The 23,675-nt window shown below is 62.6% G+C and carries 22 protein-coding genes and 1 pseudogene; 11 read left to right on the top strand and 12 right to left on the bottom strand.

Features of this window, described 5'->3' with window-relative positions:
* Positions 1-8: 8 nt before the first annotated feature.
* Complete coding sequence (locus tag J0A91_RS19665) at positions 9-449, bottom strand: winged helix-turn-helix transcriptional regulator (RefSeq protein ID WP_240502096.1); 441 nt, start codon at positions 447-449, stop codon at positions 9-11.
* 70 nt (positions 450-519) lie between these two features.
* Between J0A91_RS19665 and J0A91_RS19660 the strand changes: the two genes are divergently transcribed.
* Positions 520-1,476 (top strand): aromatic alcohol reductase, encoded by a 957-nt coding sequence (locus J0A91_RS19660; protein ID WP_069206312.1) that lies wholly within the window; start codon positions 520-522, stop codon positions 1,474-1,476.
* Positions 1,477-1,775: 299 nt separating this feature from the next.
* On the opposite strand, the gene J0A91_RS19655 is transcribed toward J0A91_RS19660, so the two are convergent.
* Both J0A91_RS19655 and J0A91_RS19650 read right to left on the bottom strand, forming a co-directional pair.
* Positions 1,776-2,438: a UPF0149 family protein gene (locus J0A91_RS19655; RefSeq protein ID WP_069206311.1), complete on the bottom strand. Its 663-nt coding sequence runs from the start codon at positions 2,436-2,438 to the stop codon at positions 1,776-1,778.
* Between the two features lie 99 nt (positions 2,439-2,537).
* Positions 2,538-2,927: a hypothetical protein gene (locus J0A91_RS19650; protein ID WP_069206310.1), complete on the bottom strand. Its 390-nt coding sequence runs from the start codon at positions 2,925-2,927 to the stop codon at positions 2,538-2,540.
* Between the two features lie 354 nt (positions 2,928-3,281).
* Between J0A91_RS19650 and J0A91_RS19645 the strand changes: the two genes are divergently transcribed.
* Genes J0A91_RS19645 through J0A91_RS19635 form a run of 3 tightly spaced genes read left to right on the top strand, consistent with a single transcriptional unit; the run spans position 3,282 to position 7,563 of the window.
* Positions 3,282-4,298, top strand: coding sequence for a S1/P1 nuclease (locus J0A91_RS19645; RefSeq protein ID WP_069206309.1), 1,017 nt, complete (start codon positions 3,282-3,284; stop codon positions 4,296-4,298).
* Positions 4,298-6,109, top strand: a complete 1,812-nt coding sequence (locus J0A91_RS19640; RefSeq protein WP_069206308.1) for a patatin-like phospholipase family protein — start codon at positions 4,298-4,300, stop codon at positions 6,107-6,109. The genes J0A91_RS19645 and J0A91_RS19640 overlap by 1 nt, the downstream gene beginning before the upstream one ends.
* Positions 6,110-6,135: 26 nt before the next feature.
* Positions 6,136-7,563 (top strand): ComEC/Rec2 family competence protein, encoded by a 1,428-nt coding sequence (locus J0A91_RS19635; protein WP_069206307.1) that lies wholly within the window; start codon positions 6,136-6,138, stop codon positions 7,561-7,563.
* 120 nt (positions 7,564-7,683) lie between these two features.
* Here J0A91_RS19635 and J0A91_RS19630 read toward each other — a convergent pair whose 3' ends face one another.
* From J0A91_RS19630 to J0A91_RS19615, 4 genes are read right to left on the bottom strand one after another with little or no spacing between them, the layout of a single operon-like run.
* Complete coding sequence (locus J0A91_RS19630) at positions 7,684-8,271, bottom strand: hypothetical protein (RefSeq protein ID WP_206364932.1); 588 nt, start codon at positions 8,269-8,271, stop codon at positions 7,684-7,686.
* Positions 8,226-8,753 (bottom strand): hypothetical protein, encoded by a 528-nt coding sequence (locus J0A91_RS19625; RefSeq protein WP_206364931.1) that lies wholly within the window; start codon positions 8,751-8,753, stop codon positions 8,226-8,228. Before J0A91_RS19625 ends, J0A91_RS19630 begins: the two co-directional genes overlap by 46 nt.
* The gene (locus J0A91_RS19620) at positions 8,750-9,520 is read right to left on the bottom strand and encodes a hypothetical protein (protein ID WP_069206306.1); all 771 of its coding nucleotides are present in this window, start codon (positions 9,518-9,520) and stop codon (positions 8,750-8,752) included. The genes J0A91_RS19625 and J0A91_RS19620 overlap by 4 nt, the downstream gene beginning before the upstream one ends.
* Before the next feature lie 13 nt (positions 9,521-9,533).
* On the bottom strand, positions 9,534-10,088 hold the full coding sequence (locus tag J0A91_RS19615) for a hypothetical protein (protein WP_240502095.1): 555 nt from the start codon (positions 10,086-10,088) through the stop codon (positions 9,534-9,536).
* A 216-nt stretch (positions 10,089-10,304) separates the two neighbouring features.
* Here J0A91_RS19615 and J0A91_RS19610 point away from each other — a divergent pair, with 216 nt between their 5' ends.
* The 6 genes from J0A91_RS19610 (at position 10,305) to J0A91_RS19585 (ending at position 15,041) form a co-directional block, all read left to right on the top strand.
* Positions 10,305-10,844 carry a hypothetical protein gene (locus J0A91_RS19610; protein ID WP_069207501.1) on the top strand — a complete coding sequence of 180 codons (540 nt, stop codon included), beginning with the start codon at positions 10,305-10,307 and terminating at the stop codon, positions 10,842-10,844.
* Positions 10,841-11,425, top strand: coding sequence for a DUF4238 domain-containing protein (locus J0A91_RS19605; RefSeq protein WP_083224800.1), 585 nt, complete (start codon positions 10,841-10,843; stop codon positions 11,423-11,425). The genes J0A91_RS19610 and J0A91_RS19605 overlap by 4 nt, the downstream gene beginning before the upstream one ends.
* A complete protein-coding gene (locus tag J0A91_RS19600) occupies positions 11,425-11,745 on the top strand; it encodes a hypothetical protein (RefSeq protein WP_169833180.1) in 321 nt (106 codons plus the stop codon). Before J0A91_RS19605 ends, J0A91_RS19600 begins: the two co-directional genes overlap by 1 nt.
* Positions 11,746-11,904: 159 nt before the next feature.
* The gene (locus tag J0A91_RS19595) at positions 11,905-12,087 is read left to right on the top strand and encodes a hypothetical protein (protein ID WP_069207500.1); all 183 of its coding nucleotides are present in this window, start codon (positions 11,905-11,907) and stop codon (positions 12,085-12,087) included.
* A 75-nt stretch (positions 12,088-12,162) separates the two neighbouring features.
* Positions 12,163-12,402, top strand: coding sequence for a hypothetical protein (locus J0A91_RS19590; RefSeq protein WP_069206303.1), 240 nt, complete (start codon positions 12,163-12,165; stop codon positions 12,400-12,402).
* Between the two features lie 245 nt (positions 12,403-12,647).
* Positions 12,648-15,041, top strand: a complete 2,394-nt coding sequence (locus J0A91_RS19585) for a RelA/SpoT domain-containing protein (RefSeq protein ID WP_169833179.1) — start codon at positions 12,648-12,650, stop codon at positions 15,039-15,041.
* Positions 15,042-15,156: 115 nt separating this feature from the next.
* On the opposite strand, the pseudogene istB reads toward J0A91_RS19585, so the two are convergent.
* Positions 15,157-15,912 (bottom strand): annotated as a pseudogene (istB, locus tag J0A91_RS19580) (IS21-like element helper ATPase IstB); the annotation flags it as partial.
* A complete protein-coding gene (gene istA / locus J0A91_RS19575) occupies positions 15,909-17,417 on the bottom strand; it encodes an IS21 family transposase (RefSeq protein ID WP_069206300.1) in 1,509 nt (502 codons plus the stop codon). The gene istA and the pseudogene istB, both read right to left, overlap by 4 nt.
* A gap of 136 nt (positions 17,418-17,553) precedes the next feature.
* Between istA and J0A91_RS19570 the strand changes: the two genes are divergently transcribed.
* Entirely contained in the window at positions 17,554-18,207 is a 654-nt protein-coding gene (locus J0A91_RS19570; RefSeq protein ID WP_069206299.1) for a hypothetical protein, read from the top strand.
* A 98-nt stretch (positions 18,208-18,305) separates the two neighbouring features.
* Here the strand turns inward: J0A91_RS19570 and J0A91_RS19565 are convergent, their stop codons facing one another.
* The 3 genes from J0A91_RS19565 to J0A91_RS19555 form a co-directional block, all read right to left on the bottom strand.
* Positions 18,306-18,974 (bottom strand): hypothetical protein, encoded by a 669-nt coding sequence (locus J0A91_RS19565; protein WP_069206298.1) that lies wholly within the window; start codon positions 18,972-18,974, stop codon positions 18,306-18,308.
* Positions 18,975-19,050: 76 nt separating this feature from the next.
* The gene (locus J0A91_RS19560; RefSeq protein WP_069206297.1) at positions 19,051-19,326 is read right to left on the bottom strand and encodes an HU family DNA-binding protein; all 276 of its coding nucleotides are present in this window, start codon (positions 19,324-19,326) and stop codon (positions 19,051-19,053) included.
* A 185-nt stretch (positions 19,327-19,511) separates the two neighbouring features.
* Positions 19,512-23,483 carry a tetratricopeptide repeat protein gene (locus tag J0A91_RS19555; RefSeq protein ID WP_069206296.1) on the bottom strand — a complete coding sequence of 1,324 codons (3,972 nt, stop codon included), beginning with the start codon at positions 23,481-23,483 and terminating at the stop codon, positions 19,512-19,514.
* Positions 23,484-23,675: the final 192 nt, after the last annotated feature.

The following is a 23,675-nucleotide window of genomic DNA, read 5'->3' as shown; positions in this document are numbered from 1 at the left end:
GCGGAGCCTCAATTAGGCTCTTCTTCAGGATTGTTGCGGTCGAACGCCGCCCGTGAGGCGCGGAAGCTATCGACGTTCCCAACGATCCACGTCCAAAGCGGAACGAGTCTGACCAAGAGTTCAAGGCCGGTGTCCGACAGCGAATATTCGACATGCGGCACGATCTCATCGAAGTCGTGACGTACCACCAGACCGTCGCGCTCCAGGTGACGCAGGGTGCGCGTCAGCATGCGTTGCGTGATCCCGTGCATGCGGCGGCCGATCTCCGCATGGCGAAGCTGGCCATAGACGCCAAGCGTGTGAATAACTCCGAGTGACCAGCGGTTGCCCGCATGGGCGAGCACCTCACGCCGCAGCCCATCGTCATCGTCGCGGAGGCCATCACAGACCGTCTGCGAGTATCGGAGGATGTCCTCCTGGCTCAAGGAATTAATAGCAGTATCACGCATGTACCTATCTTTCGTGCTTGCCCGCGGCTTGCCAGATCACCGGAAGCCAAAATGAAAACGAGCGAGAACGATGAACGATACAGCCTCCACCGTGAAGTCACGGAACATCCTCGTCCTGGGTGCCGGCGAGCTCGGCATGCCAGTGCTGCGCAACCTGGTGCGGCGCGCGAAGAACATCGAAGGCGCCAAGGTCAGCGTCCTGCTGCGCGAGAGCGCCATCGAATCAGGCGACCCGGCCAAGCAGCGAGACATTGCGGAGATCCGCGCGGCGGGCATTGAAATTGTCCTCGGCGATCTGGTGAACGATACGATTGACGAGCTGGCCGAGCTGTTCGCGCGGTACGACACCGTGATCGGCTGCGCTGGCTATGCGGCCGGCATCAACACCCCGATGAAGCTCGCCAAGGCTGCGCTGCAATCGGGCATTCCGCGCTACTTCCCGTGGCAGTTCGGCGTCGATTTCGAGGCGATCGGCCGCGGTGGGCCACAGGACATCTTCGATGCGCAGCTCGACGTGCGCGAGCTGCTGCGTTCGCAGAACAAGACCGAGTGGGTCATCATCTCCACCGGCATGTTCATGAGCTATCTGTTCGAGCCTGGCTTCGGCGTCGTCGATCTGGAGCATGGCGAGGTTCATGCGCTCGGCAGCCTCGACACCGCCGTGACGCTGACTACGCCGGACGACATTGGTGTGCTGACCGCTGAGATCGTGTTCTTCGAGCCGACGATACGCAACGAGATCGTCTTCGTCGCCGGCGACACCGTCACCTACGGCGAGGTCGCGGACAAGCTGGAAGCAGCACTCGGTCGCCCTTTCAAGCGGTCGGTCTGGACCGTGCCTTTCCTGATGGCCGAGCTGGCAAACGATCCGAAGAACATGATGCGCAAGTACCGCGCCGCTTTCGCGATCGGGCGCGGTGTGTCGTGGCCGAAGGAAGGCACGTTCAACGATCGGCAGGGTATTCTCGTCACCGACGTTGCAGCCCTGATCGCTTCCGATCTGCCGGCGGCGCAGCAGGACAAGTGATATGAATCGGGCGGCGCCAGCGCCGCCCAAACCCGCATCGATACGCTCAGGGCTATGGAGCTGGCGCAATCGATTGAGAAAATGTCTGGAGCGATTGTTGGCTGGCAGTTGCGTCGGCCGCCCGCATCGCCAGCGGTGAACACATTAAGTTAGCGCTTATGGAAAATGATCCCCATTCTACAGAACCCAGCCGGTACGAATAATGTGAACAGGCATCTCTGATTGCGAGCCGCTACAGGTAGGCATTAGACCACGACGTCGCCTTTGCCGAAGGCTTTTCGAACACGCTCGCCGCGCACTCAGTGCGTACCGCAGCATTTCTTGTACTTTTTACCAGATCCGCAAGGGCAGGGGGCATTACGGCCCACTTTCATACGCTTTGCGGTCGCAGAGCGATGAGGGTCGTTCTCCAACCGCCATTGGTGTAGCATCTCGACCCAGATCGGGATCAGATCGGGTGCCTCCCGGTCCCAGCGATCTTCCTCCGCTTCGGATAGTGTGAGATCGCCGGCAGCGAAATCCTTGAGGGTACGGATGCCATCAAGGGCCGCATGGCAGCCGGCATCATCGTCAGCCCGTATCTTCGCCCAACCGCTGGGCGCGAGTGCCATGGCCTGGGCAAAGCCGTCGATCCACATCTCCCACATCGTCTCGTTGCTGCGGGTATCGACCTCCAGCAAGGGCACATAGTCGCCCGGATATTTCAGCAACTGGAGGATCGCATGATAGTGCGTCATGATGAGATCGAGCGCGGCTTGAAATTCCGCGGCGGTTTCGAACTCGGGCTCACCATCGCCCTCATCCCCCGCCCAGATCAGGGGTATCCACTGGCCAGGCGTGATGAGGTCCGGGCTGACGACGATGCCGGTCAAAAACCCGTCCAGTTGCGATATCAGCATGGCATCGGGCTGATCGAGCAGCAGGCGGTCGAGTGTGTCGAGATAGGCTGGTTCGGAATCCATGGCTCAGACTAGCGTCCGTGCAAGGCGGCGTCACCGCGGATCGCGGTGGAGCAAGCCCTTCGAGACTATCGGGGCCTGCGGCAATAGATTGCCCTGACCTTACCGTCCAAGGATTGCCGCCACCGGCCGCGCCATATCGACCCGCTGCTTCATCAGCTCCGTGAGCCAGCACAGATGCGCGACCGCATCACCAAGCGGCAACTCGCACACCTCCTCGAAAAGCTCGCGCTGATAGTCCAGGTCTCGTTCGAGAATGTCCCTGAGTCGAGCACGGGCAGGACTGTCGTCATTCACGATCTCGGCATTGGCCTCCCGAGCCGCATCGAGCAACGCCTCGGCGAGTTCCTGAGCCTCATAATATCCACCGTTCAAACCTTCGGCCGCGGCCAGACTGGCCAGCCGGCGTCGCACCAGCGGCAAGTCGGGATCGACCGCCGCATCGTCGAGCGGAAGGTTGAAATCATAAGTGGCGAGAAAGTCGCGGATCATGGCTGCCTCCAAGGCTTATCTGGTACATAACAAGAACAACAAGTCAAGCCGGCGAAGGTCCGCGTTGGTCCCTGGCGAAGGCGTTCTCGCGCACGATCTTGCGGCGGTGCGACGTCCATCACGCATTCCGTGCGAAGGGCCTGGCCCAGCCTGTGGAGGCCATGGCGAAGAATGCGCGACATGCCCGATCTTCGACAGCGGGGCCATGTTCGTTTCGATACTATATCCGCGTCATGTCCCTCCCGGACGGGTCAAGTAAACTGCGCTCCAAAACTTGTTCCAAGGTGGTCGGACGCGATATGCTCGTTCGGATAATCATTATATGATGAGTCGCGCTGTAGTGGGGGACACATCATGCGACATTGGCTCTGGCTTCTCGTCATCGTTGGACTGGCAGGGATCGGCCTTTCGTCAAGCGAACCCGCAAAGGCCTGGGGACGCTATGGGCATCTGACCGTCTGCGATCTCGCCTATCGCAATTTCACGCCCGCGACACGGCAGGCGGTCAACACCTTGCTTCAGTCTCGCTCCGGCGGCATCCTCGTCAAGGGCAGGGGCCGTATGGCCGACCGGCGCTACACCGCCTTCAATCTCGGCTGTCTCGAAGAAGACGCCCTCCCGCGGCGTCATGCCGAAGACCATTTCATCAACGTGGCTCGCACCGTTCCTGCTATCGCGCGGGCGCAGTGTCCCGCCGGCGGCGAATGCATACTGGCAGGCATCGCGCGCGACCTTGCGATCCTCAAGGACAGCGCGCTTCCGCGTGAGGACCGGGTTTTCGCCCTGATGGCGCTGGGCCACTGGGTGGGCGACATCCATCAGCCGCTACACATCTCCTACGCTGACGATCGCGGCGGCAACGGTATCGATGCGAAGCTCACCGGCAAATGTGGCACCTCCTCCTACCGCGTCGACAATCTTCATGCGGTCTGGGACAATTGCCTGCTCGAAGCCGGCATGTTCGAGCGCGTGCGCAAGCGCGCGGACTTCAAGAAGAGCTGGGGACCCAACACGATTACCTACCGTGCGGTCGATACCCTTCAGGCGAACACGACGCTGACCCAAGAGCAGGCGATGGTCGGCGGCGAGCCCTGGCAATGGGCGCAGGAGTCGTACGCAATCACCCGCGATCCGGGCGTCTCCTATTGCTTCATCACCGGCTCGGCCTGCCGCTATTCCGACACGCAGGATGTGCTGACCTCCAGCGGCCCCAAGCGGCTCCAGCCAGTCAGCCAGGCGTATCTCACAACCTACGCGCCTGCTGCCGAGGCGCGCATTCGTCTCGCCGGTTTCCGGTTGGCACATCTCATCAACAGCGCGCTCGATCCCAACTATACCGGTCCGGTCCAGAATTCGACGCAAGCCCCCTGATGGCCAAGACAGCGGTCAAGGCCGACAGCATCGCGCCAGCCATCGAACTTCCCACCTTCACGGCCGAGCAGTTCGCGCTGGGCGCGCCGCCCGAATGCGACATGATCATGAAGGGGGGCATTACCTCGGGCGTGGTCTATCCCTACGCCGTCCTCCAGATCGCTACCAAATATCGCCTGCGTTCGCTCGGCGGCACTTCAGCCGGGGCGATCGCCGCCGCCTTCGCGGCCGCTGCCGAATATGGCCGGCTGCAAGGGCGACCGGATGCCTTCCTGACGCTCCAGTCCTATTGCGATGGGCTGCCCGATCGCCTGCTGTCCCTGTTCCAGCCGAGCGCGAACCTTGTGCCTGCGGCCGACAGCATCAAGGCGGCCATCTCCACCGGGGGGATCGGGCCAATTGTCAGGAAGGGGCTGCGGCGGAGCATATTGCCGGCGTTTGGCGGCGGAATTGCGCTCGGACTGCCCTCCTTCCTTCTTCAGTCGAGCCTCTATGCGACCGGCCTCGCGACAGTGCTGGGGTTCGGGGCCGCCGGTGTCCTCGGCTTCTACCGCTGGGGACGGCGTGTATTTGCCGACCCACTGCTTGATGCGTTCAACCAGCTCCCCGAGCATCATTATGGCGTTTGCACGGGACTGACACAGCCGGGCAATGACGCGCCGGGCCTCACCGACTGGATCTATAACGCGCTCCAGCACATCGCCTTTGGCGATCCCAACCATCCGGTCCCGCTAACGTTTGGCGACCTGCGCGGCCCCGATTCCGACAAGCCGGAGGTCGATCTCAAGGTTGTCACGACCAATCTTTCGATGCGGCGCCCGCACACCTTGCCGCGTCTGGGCGTGCCCGCGGCGTTCCGCGCCGCAGACTGGGACAGGCTCTTTCCCGAGCGCGTGATGCGTTACCTCTATGAGGGCGGGACGATCAGATCCGACCTTGAAGCCGGTGCGTGGCTGTTTCCCTTTGAGGACAAGCTCCCGGTCGTGATCGCGGTCCGCATGAGCCTCAGTTTCCCGCTGCTGTTCAGCGCGGTGCCGCTCAGGATCGAGGATAAGGAGCTGCCCTCGATCATCAGGTCGCTTGGCGGCGAGCCGGGCAAGGCCCCGCAGATCAGGACCGTCCATTTTTCCGATGGCGGGATCAGCTCCAATTTCCCCATCCATATGTTCGACGCGCCGCTGCCGACCCGTCCCACCTTCGCGTTCAGCCTCGAGGAATTGCTGTGCAAGGCCGACGAAGTCACAAGCCGGGTGGCGTTGCCCGCCACGGCCAGCGAGGGCATGGGCGTCCAGGTCAAGGAAGTGAAAAGCCCCGCCGACTTCGGCTGGCAAATCCTGAACTCGGCCAAGGACTGGCAGGACCAGCTCCTGTCGGAGATCACCGGCCAGCGCGAACGCGTCGCCCGCATCTTCCTCACCGATCGCGAGGGGGGCCTCAACCTCGATATGCCGCCAGAAGTGTCTCGCCAGCTTATGCGGTGGGGCTATGAGGCCGGCCGCAAGTTCACTGATGGCGCCTTCGATTTTGACGAGCACAGATGGCGCCGGCTGCTCGTACTCTACAAGCATCTCGAACAGAATCTGGAAGCTATGGACCGCGTGTGGAACGGCGGGTTCGCTACCTGGTACAAGGCTTATCTGCGCGACGTGAAGAGCTACAAGAAGCTGACCCTTGCTGACCGCCGCAGGATCGCCGCCGACATCCGCGAGCTGCTCGCCGCCCGACACCATGGAGACGGCGGGGCAATCGCGAAGCTGGATGAGAAACTTCCCAAGCGAGCCGGTGCGCTCAAGGTTGCTCCGAAATACTGACACACCGCCCGATCGAGGAGTGAGACTTGAACAGGTTCTTCGACCGCAATGAATATCGCCGCGGATTTCCGCGCCGGGCGTTTGCAAGGCTCGACGATATCGAACCGATCGCGCCCGCCCCGGACGACGACCTCACCTTCGTGCTCGACGCTGTCGATGCGGATTGGAAAGGGTTCGGTGAAGGCGGACCGTTCAACCTGTCCGATCCCGACCTTGAGGGTCGCATCGCCAGCTTTTGGCGTGGGCGCTTCGGGCGCGACGGCGGCGACGGGGACGGACCCGATGGCTATGAGGAGGTTCCGATCTATCGGCTCGAACTTTCACTGTCGCCCGGCCAGCGGTTTTTCGGCCTCATGCCGCGCGATGAAGAAAGCTGGCTCTCGCTCGAGCTGTCCGATGTGGTCAGCGAGACCCCGGTCGATGTCTATGGAGGGCTCTTCGGCGCGCCGACGCGGGCCTATCTGCATAGTGCCCCTGCGAGTGCGCCATCAGGCCCGCTGTCCACCCTGTTCGACATGACCACCTGGCCCGACGCGAGCCAGGCCGACCTGATCTCGGCGCTCCACCCGCAATGCGAACTCGAAGCTCTGGTCTGCTTTGACATCGGGCAGGGCTCAGCCTCCGCCCTGGTCTGCCAGTGTGGCAAGCCAATCTACTATTTCGACACCGGCCGGGGTTCGGGGCGCAACTCGCCGACCGCGCCGACGACGATCGATTTCTGCACCTGCTCCTCGCCCACCGTCATCCTCTCGCACTGGGATACCGACCATTGGGCCGCCGCCGCCGGCCATGCCGGCCTTGAGGCGCGGAACTGGGTAGTGCCCCGTCAGACGATATCGACCTCGCACACGACCTTCGCCAACGGCATTCTCAAGGCGGGCGGAAACATCCTCGTCGTTGCCCATGGGGCCGCCGCGCTCACCTGGTCCAGCGGGCGTCAGGACTATGACCTGCAGCGCGCGACCGGCACCGGGCGCAACGGCAGCGGGCTTGTGCTCATCGTCACGGATCGCCCCAGCGGGCGATCCTGGGTTCTGACCGGCGATGCGGGCTATGACCTCATCGCGCAGAGCGCGCCGTCGGATATCGCAGCCATGATCGTCCCCCATCATGGGGCCGATATGGGCGTCAGCAGCATTCCATTCGCCCGATCCCTAAACAGCTATGCGCGCCTCTTTTATTCCTTCGGCCCGGACAATGGTCATGGCCCCAAGACGCCGCCTGTTCGCCATCCCGTCGCGGCGGCCGTGACCGCACATCACAGCCAGAGCTGGGCTCATGGCTCCTGGAGCCCACCAACGGGCGGCCATTCGCTGGCCGGTGGCGATGTTCTGGCGACCGCGACCCATCTCACCACGCATCTCGACGGTGGTGCTGCAGGCTGGACCGGCGCGCCGATCTCGCTAGGCCATCTGTCCAGCTGCCCGAATGCCATGCGGGTGCCCCAGCGCTGAACAAAGGCAAGGTCGAACCCGGCCGCAACTGCGCGGCGCCGGCGCGGCGTCATTCAGTGCCCGCCGACGGACAAGTTTGACTCCGGGCTCGCGCGTGAAGTCCAACCGGACCTTGATCAATCAATCAGTTCCAGTCTCGGCCTCGCCGCTTCCACTGTTGGGCGCGATGTGCCCCAGCCACAGCGGCAGCTTGCTATTCTTGAAGTCCCAGTCGCCGAGCGGCGCGAACCATTCGGGTGCTGCCTCGCCATTGAACTGGATCACCTGGTCTCCGTCAACCGTCTGGGCCGCATAGTAGCGGCTGAAGATACGGCTGGCCCAGCCGATTCCGTCAAAGCCCTGATCGGATTCTTCCTCGGGACGCGCGACATATTCGACGCCTGCGATCTCGCCACGGTCCATCCGCGCGACTGGATCGTCGACCGGCCAATCTCCGAACAGGAAAAGGATCTCGGCCAGCCTGCGATCCATCGGATCGGCCAATTCCGTGTCGCCGCTATACATCCGCGCCGCGCCGATAATGAACTCCGCCAAGCCTTCCGGGCTAAGCTTGCTCGGCATCTTCCGGTCCGCATCGAGAATGAGCCGGAGGGGGGCTCTGGTCATGATGATGGTCTCGCCAAGTCTCCCGAACTCGTTGGCCATCACCGCATCCTGCATGGTCAGGCGCAGGCCGCCATCCGGGCGGCGAAAGCGCTCCGGCGACACGATCGTCCAGATATTCCAGAGCGACCAGAAGATTGCGAGCTTGAGCGGTGTGCCGACCATTTCCGCATAGATTGAAGCGATCTGAGATAGGCGGCCGACATCGTCGTGCTCTGCTTTAACGGCTTCTGGCTGCGGACATTCTTGACCTCTATCAGCCATTGCTCGCCATCGTTGAGAACCACCCGGAAGTCGGGCGCGCCCGCCTTCATCGCCCCATGCACGCGGCCGATATCCTCGGTCTTGAACATCTTGAAGCGCCCAAGCGTCAGCACCGTCGCCTCGAAAAGCCGCTCAGTACGCGAGCCATGTACGAGCGACATGTCCGCCAGCGCCGTCTCGAGCTTCGGCCTGGCATCGGCCATGAAGCGGTCGATCAGCGTTGGATCGTTGAGCGCGATCCGGTTGGCCTGCGCGAAGGCAGCGAGCGACGCCAGGAGATCGAATGCCTTTGGCGCAGGGCTACCCGACGGCTTCTCGCTCATTGGGTCCCTGCGCCCGGAGGCTCCACATCGGGAGGGCTCATATATTGCCGAAAACCCGCCAGATCCTCGTCGCTCGGATTTTCCGCCTCCGGAAAATGCCGGATCGTCTCCGCAATATCGCGCCGGGAGACATAGCCAATGATCGCACCGCCATTACTCATCTCATAATCCATCGAGCCGGTGTAGCGATTGGGGAGGGCTAGCCCCGGCGCGAAGGCGATCGGCTTCTTGTTGCCCTTCTTGCTCACCTCATGCTTCGCAAGCGCGACCCGGATGAACTCGAGCGTAGTGAAGCCCATCTCGGTCCGGCGCAGATCGATGTGCATCTGCTCCACCAGCTCGGGCCGCTCCTCCGCATCGCGCAGCTGTTGCGCACGAAGCTCACGGTCATAATGACGATAGCCAAGTTCCCGCTCGAGATGGGTCGCCTTCTGGCCGAAGCCCCCATTTTCCGCCAATCGGATGACTTCCTCGCAGCGCTGGCGCCATGTCCGTAGCAACTCATAGGCCGCAAAGATCCACATCGGTGAAAGCGCCTGAACCATGGCAAGCGTCGAACGGGGCGGATCGTCCTCGACCATTTGCTGTAGGATCTTCTCCTCCAAGCCGTTGAGCATATTGTCGACATGGCATAGCTGGCTCGCCTGCATCACCAGGAACGGATTGTCCGCAAAGCCGGCCAGCGACTTCAGCGCCTCGAACAGATCACTGCGGCCGATCTCGGATACGCTACGATAGCGGGGGCCATCATCCTCGGTTTCGAACATCTCGGACACAGCCTCATTCGCTCCCATAGGGCGGATTGGTCACGGCCAGCGGGAGTGGGTCGGCAAGGCCCCAAAAGCGCATCGCGGCGCGAACATAGCGCAGAAGGTCAGACTTTCGGATCCGCACATGCTCGCTCGCCATCGCCTCTCCCGGAAGGAGGTCATGATAGTCGACCGCCTTCTCGTCCCACAGGTCAGGCGCGAGCATGTTGAGCTTCTCGCACGCTTTCCCCTCTCCATGACGCACGACATTGGCGACGATGAACATCTGGGTCAGATCCCGCCCGAGTCCATCCGTCACGAGATCGATTTGGGCCTGCTCGGCGCAGCCCCCAAGCAGCGCTTCGAAACCGCCAAGCTTACTCATATCGGCAACGCCGGCGTCCTGTATCGCACGCGCCCACCGGCTCAACTGTCGCTCGAACAGACCCGCAAGGGTCAGGGTGAACGCCTTGGCTGCTTCGTTCGCGGTATAGTTGTCGACCTGCGCCGCGGCGCGGTCGAGAAACCGGTCAAGGCTGTTCGCTTCCCCGACCTCCAGCACCGCATGCGCTGGCAGGCCGTCCATGACCGGCTCGATCACACGATCGAAGAACCGGCAAAGATTGGCCTGAAAGATGCGCGGTAACTGGTCCACCATCGATGTCATCAAAGTCCCCGGCGCCGCCCCGTGCCAACTTCGAAAAGGATGACGCAAACGCTCACGGTTGCAAGTCACGATTGCCTCGCCGCCGCAATGACGATGCGATACAGTCCTTGGTAGATAATGGAGCAGGGGGAATGCGTGGCGCGATCAAAGGGCGATGCTCACCGACAATCTTCGAAAAAGCCGTACAACGAGCGCACCGATCTCGAGAAACTACAGTCACAATGGACCAAATTATCGGGGCTCCACGGTCGCGACGAGCCCTCTGCCGCAATCGTTCGCTGCGCCACCGCAGCGGAAATCGCCGCCAACTACGCAGTGCGCACCGAGTGGGGCAAGAAGACCCAGTTCGATGCCGCGATCATCGACCAGTTCCTTCGCTGGGCGAATGGTCTCCCTCTGAAGGTCGAACGGCTTTACGTGCCCGTCTTCTTCGCCACCCCCGGGACGAGCCCGAAAGCCAGAGCCCTCATCCGCTCGGCGGGCAAGATCAACAAAGTTCGCAATGCCGTCGTCCATCAGGGATCGTTCAGCAGCAACGACGAGGCTGAGGCAGTGATCGCGGAGGCGAGGGCGTTCATCAATATGATCGTCGGCCTGTCGATCGACGGTTTCGACATCGACGCTCAGGCGTCGCAAACTAAAACAGCGGCACCGGCCGAGGCGACGCCCGCATGACCGCCGGGCGGCCGAAACGGCACCATTATGTGCCCCAATTCTACCTCCGCCGCTTCGCGTGCGCGGACGATGCGAACAAGGTCCGCGTGGTCGAGCGGCACGGCGACATCGTCGCCATCGACCGCAAATCCATCGATCGCATCGGCTATGAGGACGCCCTTCACGCCTATGTCCAAGACGGCGTGCCCCGCTCGATCGAGGGCCCGATCAACCAGGCGATCGAGACGCCCTTCTCGAACAGCGCGACATGGAAGATGATTGCGGAGGGCTCCTTCGCGTCGCTCTCCGAGGTGGACAGGATACCGATCTACGGCTTCGCCCGGCACCTTCAGCGCCGCAACCTCGAAACACTGCGCTTTATCGAAGCGGAGTCCGCCCGCTTCGCAGATGGTCAACTAGACGGCGGCCTGACCGAGGATGAGCATGAAATGCACGCATGGATCGCCGCATCGGCGGAAAATGCGCACGCGCTGTTTCGCGAAGGCGCTTTGGATACGGCGATCCCTGAGGACGCTGGCGCCATCAACGTGATGGTGTGCCGTTCACCCATCCCTCTACGGACGTCGACGAACCCGACATGATGATCTCCGTCCCCGGTCGACGATCCGTTTTCGGCGACTTCTTCAACGATCTGCGAACCTGGTGGCTCACGCTCGACCGCACGTGTGGCGCCTTCATCGTCGCAGGTGGCCCGCCGGGCTTCAGCCAATCCGCCATGCCGCCAGATGCGGCGCGCATGATCAACCAGCAATATCTGGTCCAGCACGGCAATAGTATGACCGTCCGCTATCTTCTCGCCGACGATCCCTATCTCGACGAGGATTTGCGATGGGCAGGCTATGACTTCGAGCGGTCCACAACCCATGGCGCCCGCTGGAGGAAGCGCATCGGCGGGGCATAACCGCGCCGCCAGCGCCGGCGCGCCCGATGTCTTGCCGGCCAGCCGGATGCGACGTTCGCCCTACTGGATAATCCCGTTTGATGCTATGATCTACCTGACCGATGAACCGGCGGCGGCGGGCGCGCGGCCGTTGAGCTTCCAGACCCAATGAGGAGCGACATGGACGACGTGATGATCCGGGATGCAGCTCAGGCGCTGGCCCGGCGGCTCAAGGCGCTGCTCGATGAAAGCATGGCGCCGGAAATAAGGCTCTCCCGCGAGGAGGCCTTACTCGCGCAAGGGTTCGCCGAAAGCGTCGCGGATCTTCTCGCCGCAGAACTGGCGAAGGTTCGACCGCAATAGATGAAGCACCCTTATGTCCCGCAAATCCTGCTGCGGCGCTGTTCCAAAGAGACCAGCAAGCTCCAGAGCTTCTAGGTGGTTCGCGGGAAGGTGGTTTGCCGGCCACAGGCCCCGGAATATACCGGTTACGAGATCGCGCTATACGCCGTCATCGCGAACCTATTTGGCATCGACCAGGACCTTCTCAAACGGAGGTTCTTCAGTCTGATCGACAGCAGGGCAGCCGAAGCGCTCGCCAAAATGGAGGAGCACAAGCTACACGACAAGGATAGCAAGATTGCGCGACCTTTTCCTGAACTCGCCGCACACGCGTAAGCCTGACAGACTCGCGCATATGCAAATCGAGGGGGGAAGATGTTCGAGGGCTTCCTCGCGGTTAAACTGGTTAAATTTCGATCGGCTGCCGCAACGGCTTCTCAGGGCCCTGGTGGGCCAAGTTCCGTCGCTTGCCGAATCGAATGCTCTTGCCCACTCTCGATTTCGGGAGACGAGATAGCATAAGGGCGGGCATGAACTTCGACGAGTATCAGCTGACGGGGCGCGCAACCTATGCGGCGTTCGTGGATGCGGTCCGCACCATCCTGGTTTCGCTGGTCGACAGGCATGGCTTCACACCACACGCGATCACCGGCCGTGCCAAGGATCCGGTGTCGCTCAAGAAGAAGCTCGCGAAAAATGGCATCGATCCGGCCGCGGCCATCGAGGAGGCGCTCAAGGATCTGGCCGGCTGCCGCATCGTCTTCCTGACGAACTCGCAGGTCGCGGCCTTCGGCGCGACCGGCGCGATCAATGAGAATTTCGATATCCTCAACGTCAACGAACACCACCCGGTGCCGGGGACGGAAACCGAGGACCGCCTCTTTGACAGCACCAACTATATGGTGGCCCTCAAGCCCGACCGTGCCGCTCTGCCCGAATATGCGAAATTCGCCGGGCTGAAGATCGAGATCCAGGTGCAGACCTTGCTTAACCATGCCTGGGCCGAGATGGGCCATGACACCATCTACAAGGAGCCGGACCTCAAGCATGTCGATCCGCGTCATCTGGAGGCGATCAACGCGCGCATGACGAAGGTGATGCGCGAGCATCTGCTGCCAGCCGGCTACGCCTTCGACAAGATCGCAAGCGACTTCAACCGCATCATCAAGGCCGACGCCGCCGCTGACGAGACCCTCGCGACGATCGCGAACTCCACGAACAATGACGAGCTGCTCGGGGCGTTCGAGTCAGCCGACACGCTGATCCTGCCGATGATCACAGATAATAGCGGAGTCTTTGTCGAACTCGTGCCGCAGATCGCCGAAGCGGTTGAGCGCGTGCGGGGGACCCAGAGCGCACCCGTCGAGTCGATCATGGGCAATTTTCCCGGCAAGACCGGAGAGATCGTCGCCAAGCGCGCCGCCGACCTGATCGGCCGTGGTCTCTATGTCGATCCAAAGCTCAGTTTCGAGACGATCACCCGCCTCTATCGGGGTGCCCTGACCGATGGCGAGCGCAAGATCTGGACCGATCTCGGCGCCCAATTTGCCTCCTACACTGTCGATGCATGGGAGAAGGTCGGGGCGGGCATCCAGGCGTTCATCGTCGAGCGGATCGGGGCTCTCGGCGCCGATGATCGGAAGGCGCTTGCCGGGCTGATCCTCGCGATGCTCGCCAAGGTGCTTTCCTATGAGATCAGCGGGGTTCGGCGTGGCGACTTCCGCACGGTCCTGTTCAGCACCGCGACGGTCCCGGCAAGCGACGGCCTCCGGAAGATCCACACGGATGCCTTCGACATCCTCGAGCAGATGCTCGACGCGACGGCCGACGATGCCGAGCGTCGCGACGTTCTTGCACCGCTGTGGATCGCGGCGACCCCGCCCAATGGCGCCAGCGAGGGCCTTCGCATCCAGGTCATGGCCGACGCGATCCGCCTTGCTGCGTTTCTGCAAGACCGCGTTGCCGGCTGGAGTCTGGAGCTTCGGCGCAAGACTGAGATCAAGGCGCTTCGCGTGCATCGCAACTTCCGCGCGGTCCCCGCCGGCATGGCCGAAAACAAGGAACTCGTCTCCACCCAGGAAAAGCTCGTCCCCGCGCTCCTTACGCTGCGCGACGCCCTCAACGCCGACCCGGAGTTCGTGCTCTACAAAACATTGATTGGCACCGATTCCGTAGCCCCCAAGGCGTGGGACGAGGCCGTGCCGGACTTCCGCGGTGTGGCCGCATGGCGCAAGGAGCGGTTTCCTGAAATCGCCGCCGAGGTTTCCCCGGAAAAGGCAGCGGAGTGGGTTGCCCGGCTGCGCGCTTTCCTGACGATGCCAGCGAATGCCGCCGATCGCTATCCGCTGACGGATTTCGTCGAAACGCTCGTGCAGGCGCATCCCGGTATCGGCGTGCACTTGCTCTATCAGATGGACCCCGACCTTCAGCCAGTCCTCGTGCGTCTCCTGCGCGGGCTCGACGCTGCGGGGGAAGGCGATGTCATCGCTCAGCACGTCGCGCGCTTCATCGGCGAAGGGCGGTTCTTGGCCAGCCTCGCGCTCTGGTTGGGACGCCGCGATCAGATCGACGTCGCGTCGCTTGCCACGGTTGGCGACCGGGCGCGCGAACTGGGCGATCCCGAAGCGGTGCTCGAGACGGTGAACGCGGCCGGTCACCTGTTCAAACGCGGGGCAGATCGGTCGCTGATCGACCGCGTGTTCCTTCCTTCCGCTGAATATTTCAGGGCCTCCAAGGATCCCTTCTGGAACGATCGTCTGATGGATGTGGTCGATGCCGCGATCGTGGAAGGCCTGGATGAAGCGCGGTCGCGCATCCTCCTCGAGCTGTTCGTACCTGTGCCTCAGATCGACTATTCCGGGGACTTGGTCCTCGCAGCGGTCGCACGACGCTTCCCCACGCTCGTCCTCGATTATTTCGGCGCTCGTATCGTCCGCGACGCCAGGTATCGCGCGGCGATCTGGGTGAGACATTAGCGGCGATCAGGATGAGACTCTGAGGCCGTGACGGGATCGAGATTGTCGCGGCGCGACAGGCAATGCAAGCCGAGATTGGAGTTGATCGCCGCTCCGCGACAGGGGTGTCTCAGGTTGATTGTCGCTGGAGAGCGGCACGACGTCGGTAGCTCTCGACGTTCATCTCGAAGATGGTGGCGTGGTGGACGAGGCGATCTACCGCCGCGAGTGTCATGGCGGGGTCCGGGAAGACTCTGGACCAGTCGCCGAAGGGCTGGTTGGCGGTGATGAGGGTTGATCGGCGTTCGTAGCGTGCGCTGATCAGCTCGAAGAGGACGGACGTTTCGGCTTGGTCCTTGGTAACGTAGGCGAGGTCGTCGAGCACCAGCAGGTGATATTTGTCGAGCTTGGCGATCGCGCTTTCGAGGGCCAGCTCGCGGCGCGCGACCTGGAGTTTCTGGACGAGATCGGAGGTGCGGGTGAACAGGACGCGCCAGCCTGCTTCGATGAGTGCCATGCCGATCGCAGCGGCAAGGTGGCTCTTCCCGCCGCCGGGTCCACCGATCATGATGAGATTGGCGCCCTTCTCGAGCCAGCTGTCGCCAGCGCAGAGCGCCATGATGTGCGCTTTGGAGATCATCGGCACGGCGGTGAAGTCGAAGGTGTCGAGGGTTTTGCCCGGTGGCAGGCGCGCTTCTGTCAGATGCCGCTCGATGCGCCGCCGGTCTCGTTCGGCGATCTCATGCTCGGCAAGCGCTGCGAGGAAGCGAGTGGCGGGCCATGCCTCCTTGTCGGCGCGGTCAGCGAACTGGAGCCAGGCCTGCTTGATAGCAGGCAGGCGCAGTTCGTTGAGGATGAAGGCAAGGCGCTGGGTATCGACGGAGGGGTTCATGCGGCCGCTCCCGTCAGCAGGGTGTCGTAGATGGCGAGCGAGGGTAACTGGACCGAGACGACCGGCAGGCTGGCTGGATCTGGTGAGAACCGCGCTCGAAGCTCCGCGAGATCCGGCAGGCGCCTTGCTTCGAGATCTTCTGTCAGGGCGGCGGCCAACTCTGCTTCGCAGCCCCGCTCATGGGCAAGCGAGAGCAACTCGACGATGATCTTGCAGGCGGTGCGCTCCGGCAACTGCTCGATGAGGCTGTCGAATGTCCGGCGATACGCTTCGCGCGGAAAGATCTGGTCGCGATAGACGAGGTTCATCAGCGCCATGGGCTTGCGCCGCAGGCTGTGAATGACGTGGCGATAGTCGACGACGTGTCCATGCTTGCCGTCGCCGGGAGCCCGTCCGCGGCGAAGCGTCATGAGGCGTGTCACGCCGAGGAAGAGATCGAGCCGGTCGTCGTACAGGCGGACCTTCACCCTGTGGCCGATGAGGCGGGACGGGACCGTGTAGAACACCTTCTTCAGCGTGAAGCTGCTGGTCGAGGTGACCGTGACGATGGTCTCTTCATAGTCACCTGTCCGCACCGGCGGCAATGGCTGCAGCACGGCTCGCTCGGCGTCGATCCTGGTCGCGTTGCGGCGGTTCTTGCGCGCGACGATCTCGTCGATGAAGGCCCGGTAGGCCGCGAGATCCGCGAAGTCGCCAGACCCCCGCATGAGCAGCGCATCGTTCACGGCATGCTTGAGATGGCCGTGCGCGCTTTCGATGGCGCCGTTCTCGTGGGCGACGCCGCGATTATTGCGGGTCGGCTCCATCGCATAATGTTCGCACAGTGCGTCATATCGCCGGGTGAGATCCGTCCGCGCGTCGGTGTCGAGATTGCGGAATGCCGCAGACAGGCTGTCGCTACGGTGCAGCCGCGGCGCGCCGCCCAGCGCCCACAGCGCGTTCTGGAGGCCTTCGGCCAGGGCAACATAGCTCTCGCCGCCGAGGATGACATGGGCGTGCTCGAAGCCCGACCAGGCCAATCGAAAGTGATAGAGCAGATGCTTGAGCGGTTGGCCGGCGACAGTGACCGGTACATCGAGGTCGCCCATGTCGGTGAAGTCCGACAAACCCATGCGGCCAGGTTCATGGGTCTGGCGGAAGATGACCTCCTGCACCGCACCATGCCGCGCCCGCCATATCCGGATGCGCCGCTCCATAGTCCGCCGGACACCGGGCGAGAGATCCGGATGCCGGCGCAGCATCTCCTCGAAGATGGCGACTGCCCGTAGCCCCGGCGCCGCCTGGAGAAGTGGGACGATTTCTGCGTCGAAGATCTCTGCCAACGGGTCCGGTCGGCGCCTGCCACGTGGCTCTGCCTTCTGCGACGGCAGCCTCCCGTCCTTGAGCAGCCGATAGGCTGTCGCCCGGCTGATACCGGCCTTGGCCGCTGCCACGGGCAGCGGGTCGCTTTGACGATGTTTCATGAAGAGCCTCATCTGATGATCGTTGACGTGTCCACCGCTCACCCGGCTCTTCCCTCACGGAAAAACCCGGATGTAGGTCGGCCACGACCACCAAAGCCCTTCGAAAGGGCTTCCGTTTGAGCCTGTCGGCTGCGGGCTACGCCCTACGCCGACAGGCTCAAACGGAGTCTCATCTTGATTGACGCTGCTGTCTCACCTTCATCGCCGCGCGGCAGCCAGGAGCGATCCGATCCGGTATGAAGTAATCCCGTCCGACCTTCATGAGCTAGGCACAGTTCTCGCCGAGAACCCACGCCAACTTCTTGCTGCGACGAGCGAATGGTACCGGACGGACCCGCGGTTCCATGAATATCGCGGTGGCCAGCTATTTCGTAACGTCTTCCCGAACCTGGCCGAGGAGGCTTCCGGCCCGCTGCGGGAAATCGTCGCCAGGGGTGATCGGGACGACCTCGCCTTTGTCCTCGATACGCTGGCCGCCTACCAGGGCGCCGAGCCGATCTTCGTAATCTGCATGGATGTCGTCGACCGGCTCGATGCAGGGGACGATCTGCTGGGACGCGTCTCGCGCGTCCTCGGCGAACGCGGCATTCTGACCGGTGACTATGGATCGGTCGAGGCGGATCGTGCTGAGCACGCTCAACTCGCGGCGTGGCTGGATGACCCGCGCGCGAAGGTGAAGGCCTTCGCCAAGGAAGAGCGTCGGCGGATTACCCAGTCGATGGCCCAGGAACAGCGTCGCGCAACGGGCGAAATCGAGCATATGAAGGAAGATTGGGGCGAATCCGCGGTCAAGGCCAAGCCGGAACAAGACGCAGCCACGCGGGGCGCATGAAGGCGCTCGCCGCGGACTTGAAGCGGCGAGGCGCCTGCTCGGCTAAGCCTTGGATCGCTCGCCACCCATCGTCCGAAACGCTGCCCGCGCGCCAGCCCTTATCTCGGTTTTCTTTTTGAAAACCTGCGCTCGCATAGGCCCTGCGGATGCCAGTCGTGGATCAACGTCGTCGGCGGCTGGCTGGCATCGTGCAGGATGAGAGCAAAGCTTTTCCGTGGCGCCTTTCCCGTGGCCATCAGCAGCATCGGAGGGCCGCCTCTGATCACGAGGCTGTTGCCGCGGCCTCGGCCAAGCTGAACGCCCTCGGGCGTCTCGAGACAGGTGTCCCCGCTTACCGCGTAAAATGCCTCGGGCCCAGAATGGACATGGAGCGGGGATGTCATGCCCGGCGTGAAGATCGACCGCAGATATTCGGCGGCGTAGCTCTGCGCGGGCTGGACCGGGAGCGGCCCTACGGGCGATGCGTGTTTGCCGCCTTTTGCCCGCCACGACCGGCTCTCAATGGTGAAGAGCCAAACCTCCCCGAAGGCCTTTACGACAGAACTGGTAGACGCTGCCGCGTGCTCGGCAGCCTCCTGTGAGGCGAAGCGGTCCAGGTGCCAGTAGAGCGGTCCCGATGGCAGTGATGCGAGACTTTGCCGGGTCAGCAGGCAGGCAGGGCCAACCGCTTCGTGTGTCCCACAAGGGCGGGTGGTGGCCTGACCCCAAGCCGTTTGGGTGAACAGCAACGTGCCGAGCAAAGCGAGGCCGGACAGCAATATCTTCATCGTTGCCCCCGATCGTGATGCGCTGCGAAAGGCGCCAACAGCTGCTACGCAGACTGACGGCGCCTCTTGGTTGGTGCTAGCCGTTCAGGCGGTCCTTCACCGCCTTGGCAGGCGTGAACCCGAGCTTCTTGGACGCCGCGATCGTGATCGCTTCACCGGTTGAGGGATTGCGGCCCTGGCGCTCAGGCTGATCCTTGACCTTGAATTTGCCGAAGCCGGGCAGCGAAACCTCTTCGCCCTTTGCGACGCCGTCTGCGATCGTCGCGAACACTGCATCAACGAGCTTCTTCGCCTCGGTCTTTGCAATGCCGTGACTGGTGGCAACCGCCTCTGCGATATCGGAATTATTCATGCACGATACTCTCTTACCTGTTGAATCGGCCGCAGCGCGCGCAGTCACATTGGACTGCGAATGCGCTTGCGCCCACCCACTCTAGCCGGTTCGAACCGCAGGCGAAATGGTACGATGATCATTCAACATCGTGCTTCAAATCCGCACTGCGCCTTGACGGAATCCTGCCGCTGCCGGCACCGATCTTAACGCTTTGCGGCACTTTTTCCGCGAGACTTTTTGGCCATCTTCATCCTGCGCGGCCGAAGTACCGACTCCGTGACACGCTCCCTGGAGCGGATTTCCCCAAGATCGAAGAAATGGCCTCTGATCCAATCCTCAAGATAGTCCCGCGCGCGACACGCCAGATGATCCCTGGCCCTGACATGCTTCGCCAACTCAATGTCGACAACATGCAGGGCGGCCTTCCAGTCATTAGGCCGCGATCGTACCAACTGGTCCAATAAGCGGCCGATCGCCCGGCCTTGCTGCCAGGCGGGAAGCTTCAACGTCCAGACGCCTCGCATCATATCGATCGAGACCCCGATATGCGACGGCATGTCGGCATTGCGGCCGCCCATGAAACGGATGGCGGCCTCGAACAGCGCGAAAGCCCGCGGATCATCAAGGACCAGCATTTGCAGCAGCGTCTGTGCGTCGAGCCAGAGATGATCGTGGCGCATAGCCCCGAGCATTCCCACTGCGACGAGATACTCTGCCTGGGTGATCCGTCCATTCAGCGCAAACAGATGAAGGACCACCTGCAGCCAGGCGCCGCCCTTGACGCCCTGGCTTGCCGCATACTGACGCAGGTTCAAGTCCTCCGAGAGGATGATGACATCCTCCGTCCGCGCCAGATTGATAGGATCGAATATGTCTTTCGACCCGAAATTGTCGAAGAGCTTGTCGAGCCGGCTGTCGAGCGACCCGTCGACCGGCAGGATCTCGCAATTGGTCTCGAGATCCGCGATGATCGCATTCACCCAGTCAATCCGTTTCTCGGTGTCCTCCGGGCTGTGGACCTGACGCCACGCCTGATCGCCCTCGAAACCCATGGTCATAAACTCGCGACCGCGGTTGCTCTCGATTTTCGCTCGCAGCTCGATCAGTTCGTCCATCGTCGAACGAGCGATGCACAGTCGCCCGAAATATTCCCTGGCAGTCTGGAGATGACCCAGTTCGCGCAGTTGCCAAACGGTCAGCGTATCGAGCGCAACCCCCTTGCCACGGGCCTGGCGCACAAACATCGCCGCTTCCTTGCGCTCATCCTCAGCGCCGACACAGGTGCGCAGGTTTGTCCCGGTCATCGTCAGATGCTCGGCCAGTTGTAGGACAGTCCGATTCGACATCGCCGCGATCGCGGCCAGTGGCACCGGATGAGATGTGTAGGTCGAGGCGACGAAATCGTCGTTGCTCTGGAGGTCCCGGACCACATCGAGAATCGGCTGCACATCGCCGTCCTTCATGGTCATCTCGAACATCGATCGTGCCGCCGGGAAGCGCGCGGCGTGCGACGCCATGATGTCGTGGAGAAGCCAGATATATTTGTGCTTGAGCGCCCGCACGCGGTAGCGCCGCGGGTCCCAGATCTCGGCCGGCATTTCGATGATATCGTCCACCGATTTTCCCGCGAGCGCTGCCGCCAAAGGATGATCGGGCGCATAATGGTCGATGCCCGGTATCTCCTCATCGTCGATGATGCCGGTTACGTCCCGCACACCGTCCAGACCTTTGAGATCGAACCAGAAGCCGGTCTGCGCGGGGCCCGCATGACCGATCGGCGCGGGGAGCGCCTCGTTCATGAAGATGAGGGCGGGATAGGCAGAAACCACGCTCTCTTCGCGGCGGTGGGTCGCCGCCACACGGTATGCCAGCCTCAGCGCTCTTGCGGTTTCACCGGCGTTGCGATGGCGGTGCGCCAGCCGCATGAGGTCGTCGGGAGAGCCGTCCACGGTATCGTCATCCACGCCCGCGATCAGGTCTCGCGCCGCGGCACCACGATTGCCGCGCATCAGCGTGCTCGAGAGCAGAAGTGTCGCGCGCAGGTCGGTCGAGTTCGCTGAGATCGCCGAGCGCAGGTAGCGCTCCGCGGCCTTAAGATCGCCCCTGTTATGTTCAGCTGCGCCCGCCAGTCGCGCAAAGCGGGGCAGGGCGATCACCGAAGGTCCAAGCGATTTGTAGAAGGGCGACGTCCTTGCCTGCGGCGCCGCGTTCGCGAAGGCGTGCGCTAGCCAGGCCAGTGGCTCGGAGGGTTGATCGAGCGCGACAAACCCGTCCAGCGCCTCGATGATATCGTCCCAGGCCTCCCGAAACAGAGAGAGCTGCGCGAACATCACCCGGTCCGAGTAACTCGTCTGCGATGTGATGAGAGAGCGCGTCTTCGCAGCCATTGTCGCGACCGCTTCGGGCTTTGCCGATCTATAGATATCGCTCACGGCGATATGCGCCCCGACGCCCAGTGGCCAGCGGTCCAGCAGCCGCTCGACATCCTCCTCGAGGTCTGCGCCGGTCTTCCCGGCATGCCGCGCGCGGAAGACCAGCACGTCGAACAGTTGCCGCGCCGACGCGGGCAGCTGCTCACGGCGCTCGCACGTCGCCTCTTCAATCACTTCGGTCCATTTGTGGAGATTGGAAAGCGCCACGAGAAGCGGAAGGACAGCCGTGTTGGCGATCGGGACGCTTCGCAGGACCTTCTCCGCCTCGGCGAATTCGTCGCGGTCGATCGCCACCCAGGCGGCACTCAGCGCCGCATCGGGGTCCTTGGTTCCTGTCGCCAGAACCTCCCCCGCGACCCGCTTCGCCGCTTGTAGTTCGCCCAGCGCCCTGTAGGCGGTGATGAGATTGTAGCCCACCATACACCAATTCGGCTCGGCCGCTTGCTCATAGTGCCGAACTTCGTCCCAGTGCCGCTGCAGCAACGCCGCGCCCTCGCGGAGCTTTGTTCGCCGACCTTCGGGCACAGGGCCGAGGCGCTCGACGACATCGCCCGAAAGAGCCTCGTCTATCAGCGCGTCACCCGCCATCCGGACGGAATTCCCATCGTCCGGGAAGCGCTCTAGCGTTTCGGCGGCCAAGGCCCACCAGCTGTCGGGCGCGCCCTTCTGGCGAAGATAGCTGATCTGGTGGATACGGACGCCATGATCGTCGAGGAGGTCGGCGGGGACGATCGCCATCGGGTCGCGATCGACTTTATCCATCGACGCGACCTGGAAGGCGAGCGCGGCGGCGCCAGCATTGCCAGGATCTTCGGTCAGTACTTCCTGCGCGAACGCCCACGCCCCGGCCAGATCACCTTTGATGGCAAGCGCAAGGATCCTGTTTGCCCGCGTGCGTGGATCGGTCGGATTGAGCGCATATGCTTCTTCCAGAAGGGTCCCGGTGCCCGTCTCGTCGCCGAGCTTCATCCGCGTGATCGCGATATTGACCTTCACGCGAGCGCGGATCGAGGCTGCATTTGCATCGTCGAGGCTCTTGTCCAGTACCTCGAGCAAACCCAAGGCCGTGCGCGGCTTGCCGGCGTTCAGCATGTCACGATACTGATCGATCTGCGCGTCGAGATGCTGATCGAAGGCGCTGCGAGCCGTGTCGAGCGGGCTGGTCGTGATCGTCGCCAGGATCACCTCGAGATGCTGATGTGTCTGCTCGTTCTGCGCCCGAATCTCTGCCTGTCCGGAAAGCGTTTCACTGCCCAGTTCGAGCAGCCGCCTGGTTGAAGCGCTATAGTCGGGATCGAAGGCGGCAAGCGCCTTGGGATCGTTGCGGATCTTCTCCTGTAGCGTGTCCCAGCCCCAAATCTGGATATCCACCGTCCGGCCAAGTTTTGCCTGATCCTGCGCCAGCTCGATCGCGAGGAAGTCGTGGGCAGGCTCGTCGGTCGCTGTGGTGACGATGTAAAACTCGGTCAGCGCCGGCTTGATGCCCATCGCCTGGCTAACTTCCTTGCGTATGACTGCTTCGGTCAGTTTAGCGCCGCGCGTGATGAGCTTGCACTGGATACCGACGGGCTGAGCGGGATCGCGATCCCGCTTGCCGATCAGATCGAGTCCGAACTGCTTTTTGCCTCGGGTCCCGAGAAGCTTGACGTTGGGGTCATTGAGAAGCCCCGCAAACAGCGGGATGCAGTTGCTCTCGAACACCTTGTCGTCGGTGGGGATATTGATGATCGTCGAGGAGGCCACGCGTCTCTTTTCCCGATCCCTGAAGGTTTGAAACGATCGCTGCCGCGGACTCATTCCTACCCGAGTTGTTCGCTGATCGTTCTTTCTGCCGCAGGGCCGGTTCGCCCGCAACCAGTTCGCCGCAAGACTGGAACGAGCCGGGCCAAGCCGCGCCACGAAAATGTCGAGTGGACAGCTGCGTGAGGTAGCCCG

The organism is Sphingomonas panacis (genome assembly GCF_001717955.1).
Taxonomy (GTDB): Bacteria; Pseudomonadota; Alphaproteobacteria; order Sphingomonadales; family Sphingomonadaceae; genus Sphingomonas; species Sphingomonas panacis.
Note: the sequence above shows the minus strand (reverse complement) of the source record. Positions and strands in the feature narration are given on the sequence as shown.

Coding starts and splice junctions, on each gene's coding strand:
- J0A91_RS19665 (WP_240502096.1), bottom strand. CDS start 449: ATGCGTGATACTGCTATTAATTCCTTGAGCCAGGAGGACATCCTCCGA.
- J0A91_RS19660 (WP_069206312.1), top strand. CDS start 520: ATGAACGATACAGCCTCCACCGTGAAGTCACGGAACATCCTCGTCCTG.
- J0A91_RS19655 (WP_069206311.1), bottom strand. CDS start 2,438: ATGGATTCCGAACCAGCCTATCTCGACACACTCGACCGCCTGCTGCTC.
- J0A91_RS19650 (WP_069206310.1), bottom strand. CDS start 2,927: ATGATCCGCGACTTTCTCGCCACTTATGATTTCAACCTTCCGCTCGAC.
- J0A91_RS19645 (WP_069206309.1), top strand. CDS start 3,282: ATGCGACATTGGCTCTGGCTTCTCGTCATCGTTGGACTGGCAGGGATC.
- J0A91_RS19640 (WP_069206308.1), top strand. CDS start 4,298: ATGGCCAAGACAGCGGTCAAGGCCGACAGCATCGCGCCAGCCATCGAA.
- J0A91_RS19625 (WP_206364931.1), bottom strand. CDS start 8,753: ATGAGCGAGAAGCCGTCGGGTAGCCCTGCGCCAAAGGCATTCGATCTC.
- J0A91_RS19620 (WP_069206306.1), bottom strand. CDS start 9,520: ATGTTCGAAACCGAGGATGATGGCCCCCGCTATCGTAGCGTATCCGAG.
- J0A91_RS19615 (WP_240502095.1), bottom strand. CDS start 10,088: ATGGACGGCCTGCCAGCGCATGCGGTGCTGGAGGTCGGGGAAGCGAAC.
- J0A91_RS19605 (WP_083224800.1), top strand. CDS start 10,841: ATGACCGCCGGGCGGCCGAAACGGCACCATTATGTGCCCCAATTCTAC.
- J0A91_RS19600 (WP_169833180.1), top strand. CDS start 11,425: ATGATCTCCGTCCCCGGTCGACGATCCGTTTTCGGCGACTTCTTCAAC.
- J0A91_RS19595 (WP_069207500.1), top strand. CDS start 11,905: ATGGACGACGTGATGATCCGGGATGCAGCTCAGGCGCTGGCCCGGCGG.
- J0A91_RS19565 (WP_069206298.1), bottom strand. CDS start 18,974: ATGAAGATATTGCTGTCCGGCCTCGCTTTGCTCGGCACGTTGCTGTTC.
- J0A91_RS19560 (WP_069206297.1), bottom strand. CDS start 19,326: ATGAATAATTCCGATATCGCAGAGGCGGTTGCCACCAGTCACGGCATT.